Here is a 13,845-nt window from a genome sequence, read left to right as displayed (position 1 = left end):
ATATGATTCCGGTGATCTTGTCAGGTGGTAGCGGCTCACGTCTTTGGCCGCTTTCGCGCAAGCAGTTTCCCAAGCAATTCCTCGCCCTGACCGGCGAACACACATTGTTCCAGCAAACCCTCGAGCGCCTGGTGTTCGAAGGCATGGACACCCCGATCGTGGTCTGCAACAAGGATCACCGCTTCATCGTCAACGAGCAGTTGGCCAGCCGCAATCTGGAATGCCAGCGGATCCTGATGGAACCCTTCGGTCGCAACACCGCGCCGGCCGTGGCGCTGACCGCGATGATGCTGGTCAATGAAGGTCGCGACGAACTGATGCTGGTGCTCCCGGCCGACCACGTTCTCGAAGACCAGAAAGCCCTGCAACGTGCGCTGGCCCTGGCCACCGTCGCTGCTGAAAACGGCGAGATGGTGCTGTTCGGCGTGCCGGCCACCAAACCGGAAACCGGTTACGGCTACATCAAGTCCACCGGTGATTCGCTGCTGCCGGAAGGCGTCAGCCGCGTCTCGCACTTCGTGGAAAAACCCGACGTCAAACGCGCCACCGAGTACGTCGAGTCCGGCGGTTACTACTGGAACAGCGGCATGTTCCTGTTCCGCGCCAGCCGTTTCCTCGAAGAGCTGAAAAAGCATGATCCGGACATCTACGACACCTGCCTGCTGACCCTCGAGCGCAGCCAGCAGGATGCCGACACCGTCACCCTGGACGAAGCCACCTTCGCCTGCTGCCCGGATAACTCCATCGACTACTCCGTGATGGAAAAGACCCAGCGCGCCTGCGTGGTGCCGCTGACCGCCGGCTGGAGCGATGTCGGTTGCTGGTCGTCACTGTGGGAGGTCAACGAGAAGGACGCCAACGGCAACGTCAGCAAGGGCGACGTGGTGATTCAGGACAGCAGGAACTGCATGATCCACGGCAACGGCAAACTGGTGTCGGTGATCGGCCTGGAAAACATCGTCGTGGTCGAAACCAAGGACGCCATGATGATCGCCCACAAGGACAAGGTCCAAGGCGTCAAGCAGATGGTCAACACCCTCAACGCTCAGGGCCGCAGCGAAACCCAGAACCACTGCGAGGTCTACCGTCCGTGGGGCTCCTACGACTCGGTGGACATGGGCGGGCGCTTCCAGGTCAAGCACATCTCGGTCAAGCCGGGCGCGTGTCTGTCGCTGCAGATGCACCACCACCGCGCCGAGCACTGGATCGTGGTCAGCGGCACCGCCGAAGTGACCTGCGACGAGAACGTGTTTCTGCTCACTGAAAACCAGTCGACCTACATCCCGATCGCCTCGGTCCATCGCCTGCGCAACCCGGGCAAGATCCCGCTGGAGATCATCGAAGTGCAGTCGGGCTCGTACCTGGGCGAAGACGATATCGAGCGCTTCGAAGATATCTACGGTCGCTCCACCCCGATCGAACGCGGCGTCTCGGTGAAAACCATCGCGCAGTAAGCGTTTCGTAACAAGAAGCCCCCGTGCAACCCGCTGCGTCCCCTATCCGCAGCGGGTTGGGCGGGGGCTTTTTTACGCCACTTTTCTGGCTCCCAGTCTTTTGGCGATAGCCGCTGATCGCGGATTGACCGCGGCCGTCCTGACTTTCTGAACGTCGCGCGTGCTCACCATCCGGGCCAACGACTTGACGGTCAGGTAGGTTCCAATGCCACGCAATCTGAAAGGTCGAATGGCCTCGATGGCCTCGACCGATTCACCCAGGAAGTTTTCCACGCCCGGCTGCGACAGTGGGTGCGCAAGTACGTTGCTCACATGAACCGTGCTTTCTCCTCCCTTTATTGACGAGACACTCAACTCAGCGATGCCATAAATCACTTTGCCCTGGCCCTTCTTTTCGACATCGTCACGATTGATCAATGCGAAGTAGTGATTGGTAACCGTTTTCTCTTCTGATACACGGGGTTCGCTTGAATACTTGAGGGACGAGGATGTGATCTCGGCGATCTCTTTTCCCAATTCAAAGTTTTGCGCCGCGCTGATATCGATTTTCTGCGGATCTCGCCGCATCGAGTTGTGGTACATCGCACGGTACTGGCGTCGATACATCCTCAGGTGACTCGACAGTTCGCCTTTGTTCACTGAAAACTCGGGACCTTCGCCGACTTCAACCAGTTTGAAATCAACAGACTTGCTGTATTGCCCCCCTGCCGGGTCGAGCCTGGACACATGGGCCTGGGAGGAAAGCAGCTTGAAGGCCAGCCTCACTCGAGTACCCACCTGCGCTTCGTAGATTCCGGTTTCGCTTTGTAGCCCCAGTGCGTCTCTCAACGTGAGTGGATTGTTGCGAACCATCCGGTAAATATTCAGCCCGTCCGAATATCCGCCAGGATCGGTACTTGCCCAACGTTGCAACCACGGGATGTAGTAGCGGTAACCGTAGTAGCACAGTCTGGTCGCATCACGCTCCTTGCCCGAGTAATGCACGAATTTGTAACTGTGTTCGCCGTCCTGCCAGGCGGATGTACCGAAAGGGTGGAAACGCTCCTGACTGATGATCGCGCCGTCGTCGGCGGTTTCCAGGCTGATGGACCCCAAATGATCGGCACAACCGTATCGATACCGATTGTTGACGCCCGAGGGTGGCGCACTTTCCCAGTGCAGTACTCGAACGCTGTTGAGCCCGCCCTCGACGGTGATGACTTGCAACTGCTCGCCTGAACCGTTGTCGCTGCGTAGCTCCAGCCCCGGCAAATAGCGCACTTCGGCAACCACGGTGCGTGCGTTGGTCTTTAATGAGCGGATTTTGCGCACCCGCTGATTGTCGCCACCATAGAGATAAGTCTCACCGTCGTTGCTCCCGGAGGCGCGCGCCACCGGGATGACTGTTTGCAGTTGGTTGCGCAGGCTCCAGCTCAGCAATCGACCCGGCTCCAGTTCCAGCAAATTGCCCCTGCCGTCGAATGCTGCCGCGATGTGCGCCTCGGTGGGCGGCGTGATGTCGTACGGCAGACTGCGATTGCTGTACCGCGCCGGCTGCAGTTTGCGCCCATGGCCTTGTGGGCCAAGGTGACTCAATTCGAGCAGATTACCGCCGACATCATATTGGTAAGTCTGCTGATAGTTGCTGACTGCATCCGGATCGACTCGCCCCATCGATGCCGGCCCCTGACTGCTACTGCCGGCTTCCCACCCGAACACCCTGATCAACTGGTATAGGCTGTCGTAGACGTACCGACTGACCGGCTCGATTCGCTGATTGGCGAAGTAACGGATCGGCAGTGCCTTGTCCTCGATGCTCAAGACATTGCCCATCCGGTCATAGCTGTAAATCAGGTGTTGCAGCACACGACTCTCGGCACGCTCGGCCCGACGCATCATCACTCGACCGTCTTCGGGCCGATACGTCAGCGTGGTTTGCACACCGTTGCCGGCGGTTTCCCGCTCGATGCTGCCGTCCGCGTTGTAGTGGATGTCATTGATCACGGTCGGCTCAGGTTCACCTTTCAACTGCAATCGCCGCTCGCGCAAGCGACCATCGACGGTCAGCGCGAACGTATGCCGGTTGTCTCGGGCATCCGTCTGCTCCAGCACGTCGCCCAGCGCACCATGGCGCCACTGCGATGTCGCACCGGCGCCTGGCTCCAGCAGCCGCTGACGATCCGCCTCCTGCTCCGGCCAGTCGGGTGTGAGCGGCTCCAGAGTAAAGTGGCGGGTGTCTTCGGTGCAGGGGCCGGTGATTGCAAACGCATTGAACAGCACGCTGCCCGCCGGCTGGTCATGACGAATCAGCTGACCGAACTGGTTTCGCGACGGATCCCCGCTGCCGGGATGACCGTAAGTCAATCGCTCGACACAACGCCGAGGCACGCCTGTTCCTTCTTCGAATATCGCGACAGGGCGCAACAAATTGTCGTGCTCGATCTCGCGCTGCGTCTGACGGCTGTCCCAACTGAACAGCGTTTGTGCGGCGAGTCCCTTCAACTCGATTTGCGTGCCGGCATCGACGCTGTCCGAACGAATCACCGTGGAGTCCAGGGTAAACACCTGCGTCAGGTTGGCCGGGGTCAGAGGGTCGCCGGCCTGCGACAGCCAAAGTCGCGGGTCCCACTGTTTGACCGTACGCCCCGCCGCGTCATGCAGGGTGCGGTTGACCCGGGACTCGACCGGTCCGTTCTCGATGTCTCGACAATAGTCGACCGTGCGCACCGGCAAGCCGCGCGGGTCGACCACAGACATTCTCGGCGTATTGACGTGCAAGCTCATGGAGCGCGCTTCCCCGCAACCGGCATTTGTTGTGCCTCTGGTATCTGAGCAAGCTCAGCGCTCGTTCGGCTACTGTCGGAAATTACAGTCCCGACCAACGGCACCTGCGCGCAGCCCGGGCAAGATCCGCTGGAAATCATCGAAGTGCCTTCGGGCTCGGACCTGGGCGAAGACGATATCGAGCGCTTCGAAGATATCTCCGGTCGCGCCACCCCGAGCGAACGCGGCGTCTCGGTGAAAACCATCGCGCAGTGATCGACCTGCAATAACAAGCACCGCCCGGCCCGCTGCGTCCCCTATCCGCAGCAGGTCGCGTGGTGTTTTTTTAACCCTGTGGGCGTGCGCGGACGGTGACCGCTTGCTTGGTCATCGTTCTTCTGACCTTCGGTTTCTCCATCACACTGGCAAAGGACTTTGATCCTCCGAACAGTTTCCGCTCTGTGGAATAAACGCCGATCGTCGCCGCCCCCTGATTGCTCTGATAGTGGATATTCCAGGTCCTGGTCTTGCGTTCGTACCTCATGAAAGCGAAACCGGTCAGTTGCGTCACGACCTTGCCACCCTCGTCATCGAAGCCGTAATCCATGAACTCCATGGCCGCACTCATGCCCATTCCATGCTCGGCTGACGGCAAACGATTGTATTGCTCTGCCTCTTTGCTGCCCTCGACATGCCTTACCCTCAAGGTGTTGTCGTTGAGCTGATCGACGGTCAGCGAACAACCACTGAACCCGGGAGTAAATACATATTCAGGCTCTGTCGCCCGGGGATGCACCGGTATGTCCAGATACCCGCCCTGGGCCACCCAGTAACCTGACACGGCGCTGGATTGGTCAGGTATTTCTCCGGCCGGAATATCGACCACCTTGATCGCATTGAACTCGCCGCGTACAGAGCCGCTGTAGCTTATTCGCTGCATGGAGAATATGAAGCGGTCACCGCCCTGCGTGTTCACAAGTTGCTTGGTAATGGTCTGGGAATATCCGGCCTTTTGGGGCATGAACAAATCGGTATTGATCGTCAGTCGACTGAACTGTGGAATCGTCAACGCCTCGCGAATACCGGTCGCTTTCGCAGTGAACGGCACATTGTTGTGCGGCTTCCCTGCGTCGACCGGGACAGCGCCCGGCCTCTGGCGGTTCTCGCCTGTCGCGAGCACAGGCATCCATAAGCCGTTGGCCTGTTTTTCTCGGGTTTCGGCGCCGTCCACATCGCTGTAAGTCATGGGATTGTTGAGAACCATCCTGTACAGATTGAGTCCGTCGACCGCCCCTGCCGGGTCAGGATTCAACCAGTGCTGCAACCAGGGGATGTAATAGCGAGAGCCGTAGTAACAAAGCCGGGTCGCGTCACGCTCCTTACCTGAGTAACGCGCGAATTTGTAACCGTGCTCGCCGTCCTGCCAGGCGGTTGTACCGAACGGGTGGAAGCGTTCCTGACTGATGATCGCGCCGTCAGCGGCGGTTTCCAGGCTGACGGACCCCACATGATCGGCACAACTGTATCGATACCGATCATTGATTCCCGAGGGCGGCGCACTCTCCCAGTGCAACACTCGAGCGCTGTTGAGCCCGCCTTCGACGGTGATGACTTGCAACCGCTCGCCGGTGCCACTGTTGCTGCGCAGCTCCAGTCCCGGCACATAGCGCACCTCGGCAACGACCGTGCGTGCGCTGGTTTTTTGGGAGCGGATCTTGCGCACTCGCTGAGCGTCATTCCCGTAGAGATAGACTTCCTGATCATTCCCTCCGGAGACACGTTCGACCGGGCTGACCGATTGCAGTTGATTACGCAGGTTCCAGCTCAGCAATCGACCTGGCTCCAGCATCAGCAGGTTGCCTCCGTCATCGAATGCCGCCGCAATTTCAGCCTCGGTGGGCGGCGTGACATCGTACGGCAGACTGCGATTGCTATACCGTGCAGGCTGAAGATTGCGCCCAGGGCCTTGTGAGCCAAGGTGAATCAATTCGCACAGGTTACCGCTGGCGTCATATCTGTAACTCTGCTGATAGTTGCTGACCGCCGCCGGATCGACTCGCCCCCTTGATGGCGGGCCCTGACTGGCAGTGCCAGCTTCCCAGCCGAACGCCCTGATCAATTGATAAAGGCTGTCATAGAAAAACCGGCTGACCGGTTCTACCCGCTGATTGGCGAAATAGCGGATCGGCATTGCCTTGTCCTCGATGCTCAGGACGTTTCCCATCCGGTCATAACCATAAATCCGGTGTTGCAGTACTCGCCCGGTGGCATCCTCATCCCGGCGGACCGTCAGGCGACCATCCTCCGGGCGATACGTCAGCATGGCCACCACGCCATTGCCGGCCGTTTCCCGCTCGATGCTGCCATACGCGCTGTAGCGGATGTCGCTGACCAGTGTCTGCTCGGGCTGGTTCTTCAACTGCAACCGACGTTCACGCAAACGACCATCGACCGTCAACGCGAAAACATGCCGGTTGTCCCTGGCATCCACCTGCTCGAGCACATCGCCCTGCGCCCCGAAGCGCCATCGGGTGGTCGCCCCCGCCCCCGGCTCAAGCAAGGCCAGCCGGTCCTCCTCGCGTTCCGGCCAATCGGGCGTTACCGGGTCAAGGGTGAAGTGACGGGTGTCCTCGGAGCATTGGCCGCTGATTGCAAAGGCGTTGAACAGTACGCGCCCCCCAGGATGATCATGACGAATCAACTGCCCGAACTGATTTTTAGCCTGATCACCTGCTCCGGGAGAACCATAAGTGAAGCGCTCGACACAATGCCGAGGTTCGCCCGCGCCTTGCTCGCACACCGCAACCGGTCGCAGCAAGGCATCGTGCTCGGTTTCGCGGCGCGTCTGGCGACTGTCCCAACCCAATACCGATTGTGAACCGAGCCCCGGCAATTCGCGCTGCGTACCGGCATCAGCGCTGTCCGTTCGGATCACCCTGGCATTGAGGGAAAACACCTGCGTCAGGCTGGCCGGTGTCAGAGGGTCTGCCGATTGCAGTTCCCACAGGCGTGGATCCCATTGCCTGATGACGCGCCCCGCGGGATCGTGAAGCACTCGGTTGATCCGGGGCTCGACAGGCCCAGCCTTGATCGTCCGGCAATACTCGACCGTGCGAACCGGCAAGCCGCGCGGGTCGGACACAGACATCCTCGGCGTATTGATGTGCAAGCTCATTAACCGTGCTTCCCCGCGCGACCGGCCTTCTTTGTACCTCGGGTATCTGAGCAAGCTCGGCGCTCGTTCGGCTACTGTCAGAAACTACAGTCCCGACCGATGGCCCCTTCACTCAATCCGCGAATGTCCATTCCCGCGCCCCTTCGGTAGGATGGTGAGCACAAGTTCAAGGAGCGTTCGAACATGTTTATCGGCGTCTTGCTGGTCGTTACCTGGCTGATCCTGCTGCTGCGCTACCCGGCCAAGGCCTTGCCGGTGTCCATGGCCGCCGCCGTGGGCCTGGGGCTGGTGGCGATGTGGGTGGTGTGGCTGGACAACCGCGAGGTCAAGCAACTGGCGCGCCTTGAATTGCGCATCGTGTATGCCCCCGAACACTGCCCTGCCGACCGCCCGCTGCTGCTCAGGATGAACAATGGCAACGACGTGCCGCTGACCGAACTGCGCTGGCGCATTGCGGCGTATGCGCCGGGCGACACGGTGAATCTGGCCGACAATCAATACGCCGCCCCACGTTACCGCGGCCCCGGCGAATTGCAGGCCGGCGGCAGTTGGGAAGACTGCCTGCCGATGCCACCGTTGCGATCTGGCTATCGCCCGCAAACCCTGGAGTTTCGCGCCGAGCGATTGCAGGGTAGTTTCTCCGACTGAGCCCTCCCCCACTCTTTTGCACAAGGAACGCGCCATGCCTGTTGCGTTGATTACCGGTTGTTCCAGCGGCATCGGCCGCGCCCTCGCCGATGCCTTCAAAGGCGCCGGCTACGAGGTCTGGGCCAGTGCGCGCAAGGCTGAAGATGTCGCGGCACTCGGCGCCGCCGGGTTCACGGCGGTGCAGCTCGACGTCAATGACCACGCTGCGCTGGAACAACTCGCCGAGCGAATCAACCAGCAACACGGCGGCCTCGACGTGCTGATCAACAATGCCGGCTACGGCGCCATGGGGCCGCTGCTCGACGGCGGTGTGGCGGCCATGCAGCGCCAGTTCGAAACCAACGTGTTTTCGATTGTCGGCGTGACCCGTGCGCTGTTCCCGGTGCTGCGCCGGGCGAAGGGACTGGTGGTGAATGTCGGCAGCGTCTCCGGAGTTTTGGTCACCCCGTTCGCCGGCGCCTATTGCGCGTCGAAAGCGGCGGTGCACGCGTTGAGCGATGCGTTGCGCATGGAGCTGGCGCCGTTCGGGGTTCGCGTGATGGAGGTGCAGCCGGGGGCGATCCAGTCCAGCTTCGCCAGGAATGCCGGGCATGAGGCCGAACAACTGATCAACGAACAATCGCCGTGGTTTCCGTTGCGTGAAGGCATTCGGGCGCGGGCCAAGGCCTCGCAGGACAAACCGACGCCGGCCAGCGACTTTGCCGCCGAGCTTCTCAAGGCTGTGCAGCAGAGCAAGCCGCCACGGCTGATCCGCATCGGCAATGGCAGCCGGGCGTTGCCATTACTGGCGACCTTGCTGCCGAAAGGGTTGCTGGAGTCGACGTTGATGAAGCGCTTCGGGTTGCGCGGGCAACTTTGATTACAAGCGGTGAAATTGCCAATTCGGTCGATCTAAGTAGAATGCCTCGCACTTGAAGCGTCCGACGCTTCAAGTGAACCCGCTAGCGCATGGAGTCGCCGGGGCAAGCATCCAGGCAAGGGAATTGCTGAACATTCATCTCCCCCTCCCGACTGTTCCCTCCCGGAACGGTCGCTGCTTTGTTGACCTGCCTGACGCGAGCTCTGTTCATAAGCTCCCATCCAGATCAGGAAAACCGTTTGAAAGTCTCCTATGTACTGCCTCTCGCATTGCTCACGGTGCTGTCCGGTTGCGTTATTCAGGAACCGTCCCTCAACGACACACTACCGAAACTGACCCAGCAGAGCGTTTTGCCGAAAGTTACTGCCAACGAGTACTGCGACATGCAAATGAGCAGCGACATTCTGTTTGGCACAGGTCTGCTGTTGTATGAAGACCGAGAATATAAAAAAGCCAAAACCTGCCTGGTCATGGCTGCGCCAAAACACCCTCGTGCGCTTTGCTATCTCTCCAGAATGGTTCACGAGGAGGACGATCTAACCAGCGAGCAAAGTAGTACCACTGCTTTCAACTACACGGCTTACGCGGCCATCCAAAATGACTGGTGCGCGGAGTACGGCATATATGAGGTGTTCGAGTATGGCACCTATGGAGTAAGAAAAGACCCCGCAATCGCCCTTCGCTGGCTGGAACGTTCTTCGTTGCACGGTTATCCCGAAGCCCAAAAGGAGCTGATCAAGCAATACAAAGAACGGGGCAACCTGACTGATGCCTATGCCTGGACCAGAGTTATGGCCAATGCAGATGACGCCCAGGCCGCTGACACGCTCAAAACCCGAATGACCCCGATGCAGATTGCAGAGGGTGAAAAGCGCTTCGCAGAACTTGCCGCTCAGGTCACCAGCAAGGCAGCCATGCAAGCCGAGGAACGGGAAGAAGACGTCGCTCGCTACTCCGCTCAGGTCTATCAAAACTATCCGGATACGTTCAAAGGTCTTTCATCCGCCGAGCGCTACGACTACGTAAAGCAGGCGGTGCATCAAGCCAAGGAGTTGCCGTTCACTAAAGGCCCCGATCATGTGATCGGCTACATCGTGATCAATCGGGCCGCTCAGCTGAAATTACCCGGCGCAAACATCGCGAATGACCAACGGATCGTCAGCCTCATGGAAGATGAAGCGTTATCTGTTGACGAAATCATCGAGTCCGGCCTGCTAGTGGTTAACAAGTTCTACTGATCGCCCTTATTGCGAGCAGGCTCACACCTGGCCCCACTCTTTCATGAAATCAATGAACGCCCGCACCTTCAGCGGCAGGTGCCGGGTGTCCGGGTACAGCGCATACACGCCTTGCTGGGCGAAACGGTAATCCGGCAACAGGCGTTGTAATCGCCCCGCATCGAGGTCTTCCTGAATCAGCCACTGCGGCAGAATCGCCACGCCCTGCCCGGTCAGCGCAAAGGCACGCAGGGTCGCGGAGTTGTCCTCGACGATGGCGATGGTTCCCGGTTTCGGCTGGTAGAAATGTTCGGTGCCGACCGGATCGGTGACCGTCATTTCCGGCACTCGCCCATGTCCCAGTGTCGGCATCGATTCCAGCACAGCCAGCTTGTCTACCGGCGCAAAGCCCTCGACCAGCCCCGGCGCCGCCACGGCAAACACTTCGAACGTCGACAACTGCACCGCCCGCAGATTGGAGTCGTGCATGCGGCCCAGGCGGATCGCCATGTCAAACCGTTCGGAGATCAGATCGGCGTGGGTTGAGGACGTGGACAGGTGAATATTCAGTTGCGGCTGCTGCTGTCGAAACACCTCCAGCGCCGGCACCACCTGAGCCAGCGCGAACTCCACGGTCGTGGTGATGCGCAGCGTGCCCTTGAGTTGCGAGTGTTCCGAACGTGCTTCTTCGATCGCCAGCCGCGCTTCGTCCAGGGTACGCAGGCAACGTCGATAAAAACGTTCACCGGCATCGGTCAGGGCCAGTTGCCGGGTGTTTCGGGTGAGCAGGGTGACGCCCAACTCTTCTTCCAGTCGCTTGAGGTTGAAGCTCACCACCGCCCGCGTTTGCCCCAGCGTATCGGCGGCAGCGGTCAGCGAGCCCGCCTCGACCACGGCTTTGAAGGTATCGAATCGATCCAGGCTAACCATGTTCGCTGCACTCCCTGTCAAAATATTTTTGACAAACTAGCAGCCAAACCGGCGTATTTCTATCGCCCCATGCGCCCTACCCTGCACGCCTCATCACAGGGAAGCTGCCATGGCCTATCGCTCGAAAGTTGCGCTGGTGTATCTGTTGGGGTTCGCCCTCGACCTGCTGAACATGTTCGCCGCCAGCATTGCGTACCCGGACATCGCCGCGCAGTTGCACGCCTCGGTGACGCAACTGGCCTGGATCACCAACGCCTACATGCTCGGGCTGACGCTGATCATTCCGATGAGTGTGTGGCTGGCTGCACGGGTCGGCGAGCGACGGCTGATTCTCGGTTCGCTGCTGCTGTTCGGGATCGCCTCCGGGCTGATCGCTCAGGCCGGATCGATTGAAAGCCTGATCGGCTGGCGACTGCTGCAAGGGCTGGGTGGCGGGCTGTTGTTGCCGGTCGGTCAGGCATTGGCTTATCGAGAGTTTCCGGCGACACAACGTGCGCACTTCACGGGGGTGGTTTTGCTCGTGGCGCTGATGGTGCCGGCGCTGTCGCCGGCGGCGGGTGGTCTGATCGTCGAGGCGTTGTCGTGGCGCTGGATTTTCTACTTGAACCTGCCGGTGGCGCTTTTCGCTTTCGGTCTGGGCCTGCGCTGCTTGAAAGCGGATCAGGCTGCGAGTGAACGCCCGGCACTGGACGCACGCGGCCTGCTGCTGGCGGCGTCCGCGCTGTGTCTGTTGCTGATCGCCGTCAGTCTGGCGAGCGCCCCGGCCACCCGCCATATCGCGGGTGGTGTCCTGCTGCTCAGCGTCATGACGGTGTGCATCTACCTGCGCGATGGCTGGAACAAACCGGGTGCGGTGCTTGATCTGCAACTGATCAAGAACCCGTCATTGCGTCTGGCGATGCTGATCTACCTGTGCGTGCCCGGCATCTTCACCGGCACTCACATGATCGCCGTGCTGTACCTGCACGACCTCGGCTTCAGCGCGGTGCAAATCGGGGCGCTGATGCTGGCCTGGGCGGCGGCCTCGGGTGTGGCGATCATGCTGGGCAAACGCTGTTTCAACCGGACCGGCCCCAAGCCGTTGCTGATCGCCGGCATGCTGCTGCAATCCCTGGGCATTGTCGTGCTGATGCAGATCGACCAGCCCGCCAGCGGCCCGTTGACCCTCGCCTACGCCTTGATGGGGCTGGGCGGCAGCCTGTGCAGCGTGACTGCGCAGACCCTGGCGTTCGTCGGCATCACGCCGGAGAAAATGGGCCACTCCAGCGCCCTGTGGAACATTAATCGGCAGCTCGGTTTCTGCCTCGGCGCGGCGCTGCTCAGCTCATTGCTGGGCGCCTTGGGTTCCAACGGCTTCCAACACTGCTTTCTCGCCGCTGCACTGCTCACGCTGTTGCCGATGGCCGCCGTGCTGCGTTTCGACTCGACGACAGTGCTCAGTCTTCTGCGCGCACCTCACCTTCAGGAAAAATCCACATGACTGACTACGCCGACTATTTTGACGAAGTGATCCAGGCCCATGAGGCCATCGAGCGATGGTTTGCGGTGGAGGAAGACGAGGCAGCGCTGGAGCAATTGCTGACGCGTTTTTCGCCACGGTTTTCCATGGTGACGCCACTGGGACGCGTGCTGGATTTCGAAGCCTTGCGCGCGTTGTTTCAAATGGCGGGCGGGAAGAAGAGCGGGTTCCGCATCGAACTCGGTGAGCTTACGGGGATTGCCTTGCATGAAGGTGGTGCGACGGTGAGTTACCGCGAACAGCAGACCGATGCGGGCGGGTTGCACACGGATCGGCGTTCAACCGTAGTGTTTGAAAAAGCCGAATCCGGGCGGGTGATCTGGCGGCATCTGCACGAGACGTTTTGCAGCGAGTAGAAGCTGAATACTTGCTCGTAAAAGCGAGTCGTCCCAATCGCGAGCAGGCTCGCGAATGGCTACAACGCAGTCTGTCAGTTATCTACTGCGTCCTGCTTCACCACCACCGTGCAGGTAATCCCCGCCGCCAGCAGCACACCTTCCGGCACTTCATCAATGTGAATCCGCACCGGCACCCGTTGCGCCAGGCGCACCCAGTTGAAGGTCGGGTTCACATCGGCGATCAGCTCGCGGCTTTCCGGGTTGTCGCGGTCGTAGATGCCGCGGGAAATGCTCTCCACGTGGCCCTTGAGGACTTCGCCGCTCATCAGCTGCATGTCGGCTTTGTCGCCGACCCGCACATGGGGCAGTTTGGTTTCTTCGAAGAAGCCGTAGACCCAGAACGAGTTCATGTCGACCACGGCCATTTTCGCTTCGCCGATGCGCGCGTAGTCGCCACGATGGACGTTGAGGTTGGTCACGTAGCCGTCCACAGCGGCGCGCACTTCGGTGCGCTTGAGGTTGAGTTCGGCGGCTTCCAGTTGTGCCTGGGCCTGTTGGTAATCGGCCAGCGCCGAGTCGGCGATGTTGCTGGCGTCGTCGCGGTTTTCCTTGGAGATCACCAGGTTGTCGAGGTCGGCACGGCGGTGGGCGTTGACCTTGCGCATCTCCCACGTGGCCTTGCGCGAAGCCACCAGCGACTGCGCCTGTTTCACCGCCAGGCGGTAGTGCTCGGGGTCGATCTGCATCAGCAGATCACCTTTCTTCACCAACTGGTTGTCACGTACCGGCACGTCGACCACTTCACCGGTGACGTCGGCGGCGACGTTGATGATATCGGCACGGACCCGGCCGTCGCGGGTCCACGGGGTGTTCATGTAGTGCTCCCACAACGTGCGGCCGATCCACAGCGCCAGGGCCAGCACCAGCAGGGTCGCGAGCAGGCTGAAAAACTTTTTCATCAGA

General features: G+C 60.3%; 10 protein-coding genes and 1 pseudogene. 7 read left to right on the top strand and 4 right to left on the bottom strand.

Annotated features, from left to right (window positions below):
* Positions 1-2: 2 nt before the first annotated feature.
* Entirely contained in the window at positions 3-1,454 is a 1,452-nt protein-coding gene (locus L6D81_RS05555) for a mannose-1-phosphate guanylyltransferase/mannose-6-phosphate isomerase (RefSeq protein ID WP_236178216.1), read from the top strand.
* 72 nt (positions 1,455-1,526) lie between these two features.
* Here the strand turns inward: L6D81_RS05555 and L6D81_RS05550 are convergent, their stop codons facing one another.
* Positions 1,527-4,217 carry an RHS repeat domain-containing protein gene (locus L6D81_RS05550; protein ID WP_236178215.1) on the bottom strand — a complete coding sequence of 897 codons (2,691 nt, stop codon included), beginning with the start codon at positions 4,215-4,217 and terminating at the stop codon, positions 1,527-1,529.
* Between the two features lie 114 nt (positions 4,218-4,331).
* Here L6D81_RS05550 and L6D81_RS29495 point away from each other — a divergent pair.
* Positions 4,332-4,472 (top strand): annotated as a pseudogene (locus L6D81_RS29495) (hypothetical protein); the annotation flags it as partial.
* A 70-nt stretch (positions 4,473-4,542) separates the two neighbouring features.
* On the opposite strand, the gene L6D81_RS05540 reads toward L6D81_RS29495, so the two are convergent.
* Positions 4,543-7,371, bottom strand: a complete 2,829-nt coding sequence (locus tag L6D81_RS05540; RefSeq protein WP_236178213.1) for an RHS repeat domain-containing protein — start codon at positions 7,369-7,371, stop codon at positions 4,543-4,545.
* Between the two features lie 183 nt (positions 7,372-7,554).
* Here L6D81_RS05540 and L6D81_RS05535 point away from each other — a divergent pair, with 183 nt between their 5' ends.
* The 3 genes from L6D81_RS05535 (at position 7,555) to L6D81_RS05525 (ending at position 10,116) form a co-directional block, all read left to right on the top strand.
* Complete coding sequence (locus L6D81_RS05535; protein ID WP_236178212.1) at positions 7,555-8,019, top strand: multidrug transporter; 465 nt, start codon at positions 7,555-7,557, stop codon at positions 8,017-8,019.
* 34 nt (positions 8,020-8,053) lie between these two features.
* On the top strand, positions 8,054-8,878 hold the full coding sequence (locus L6D81_RS05530) for an SDR family oxidoreductase (protein ID WP_236178211.1): 825 nt from the start codon (positions 8,054-8,056) through the stop codon (positions 8,876-8,878).
* Positions 8,879-9,117: 239 nt separating this feature from the next.
* The gene (locus L6D81_RS05525; RefSeq protein WP_236178210.1) at positions 9,118-10,116 is read left to right on the top strand and encodes an SEL1-like repeat protein; all 999 of its coding nucleotides are present in this window, start codon (positions 9,118-9,120) and stop codon (positions 10,114-10,116) included.
* A 21-nt stretch (positions 10,117-10,137) separates the two neighbouring features.
* Here the strand turns inward: L6D81_RS05525 and L6D81_RS05520 are convergent, their stop codons facing one another.
* Positions 10,138-11,025 carry a LysR family transcriptional regulator gene (locus L6D81_RS05520; protein WP_236178209.1) on the bottom strand — a complete coding sequence of 296 codons (888 nt, stop codon included), beginning with the start codon at positions 11,023-11,025 and terminating at the stop codon, positions 10,138-10,140.
* A gap of 109 nt (positions 11,026-11,134) precedes the next feature.
* On the opposite strand from L6D81_RS05520, the gene L6D81_RS05515 reads away from it, so the two are divergent.
* On the top strand, positions 11,135-12,505 hold the full coding sequence (locus L6D81_RS05515) for an MFS transporter (protein ID WP_236178208.1): 1,371 nt from the start codon (positions 11,135-11,137) through the stop codon (positions 12,503-12,505).
* Positions 12,502-12,900 (top strand): DUF4440 domain-containing protein, encoded by a 399-nt coding sequence (locus L6D81_RS05510; RefSeq protein WP_236178207.1) that lies wholly within the window; start codon positions 12,502-12,504, stop codon positions 12,898-12,900. Before L6D81_RS05515 ends, L6D81_RS05510 begins: the two co-directional genes overlap by 4 nt.
* Positions 12,901-12,974: 74 nt before the next feature.
* Here L6D81_RS05510 and L6D81_RS05505 read toward each other — a convergent pair whose 3' ends face one another.
* A complete protein-coding gene (locus tag L6D81_RS05505) occupies positions 12,975-13,841 on the bottom strand; it encodes an efflux RND transporter periplasmic adaptor subunit (RefSeq protein WP_085611394.1) in 867 nt (288 codons plus the stop codon).
* Between the last annotated feature and the right edge of the window lie 4 nt (positions 13,842-13,845).

Origin of the sequence: Pseudomonas sputi (genome assembly GCF_021603585.1) — a bacterium.
Lineage (GTDB): Bacteria > Pseudomonadota > Gammaproteobacteria > Pseudomonadales > Pseudomonadaceae > Aquipseudomonas > Aquipseudomonas sputi.
The sequence above is the reverse complement of the archived record's forward strand: the minus strand, read 5'-3'. Positions and strand labels throughout refer to the sequence as shown.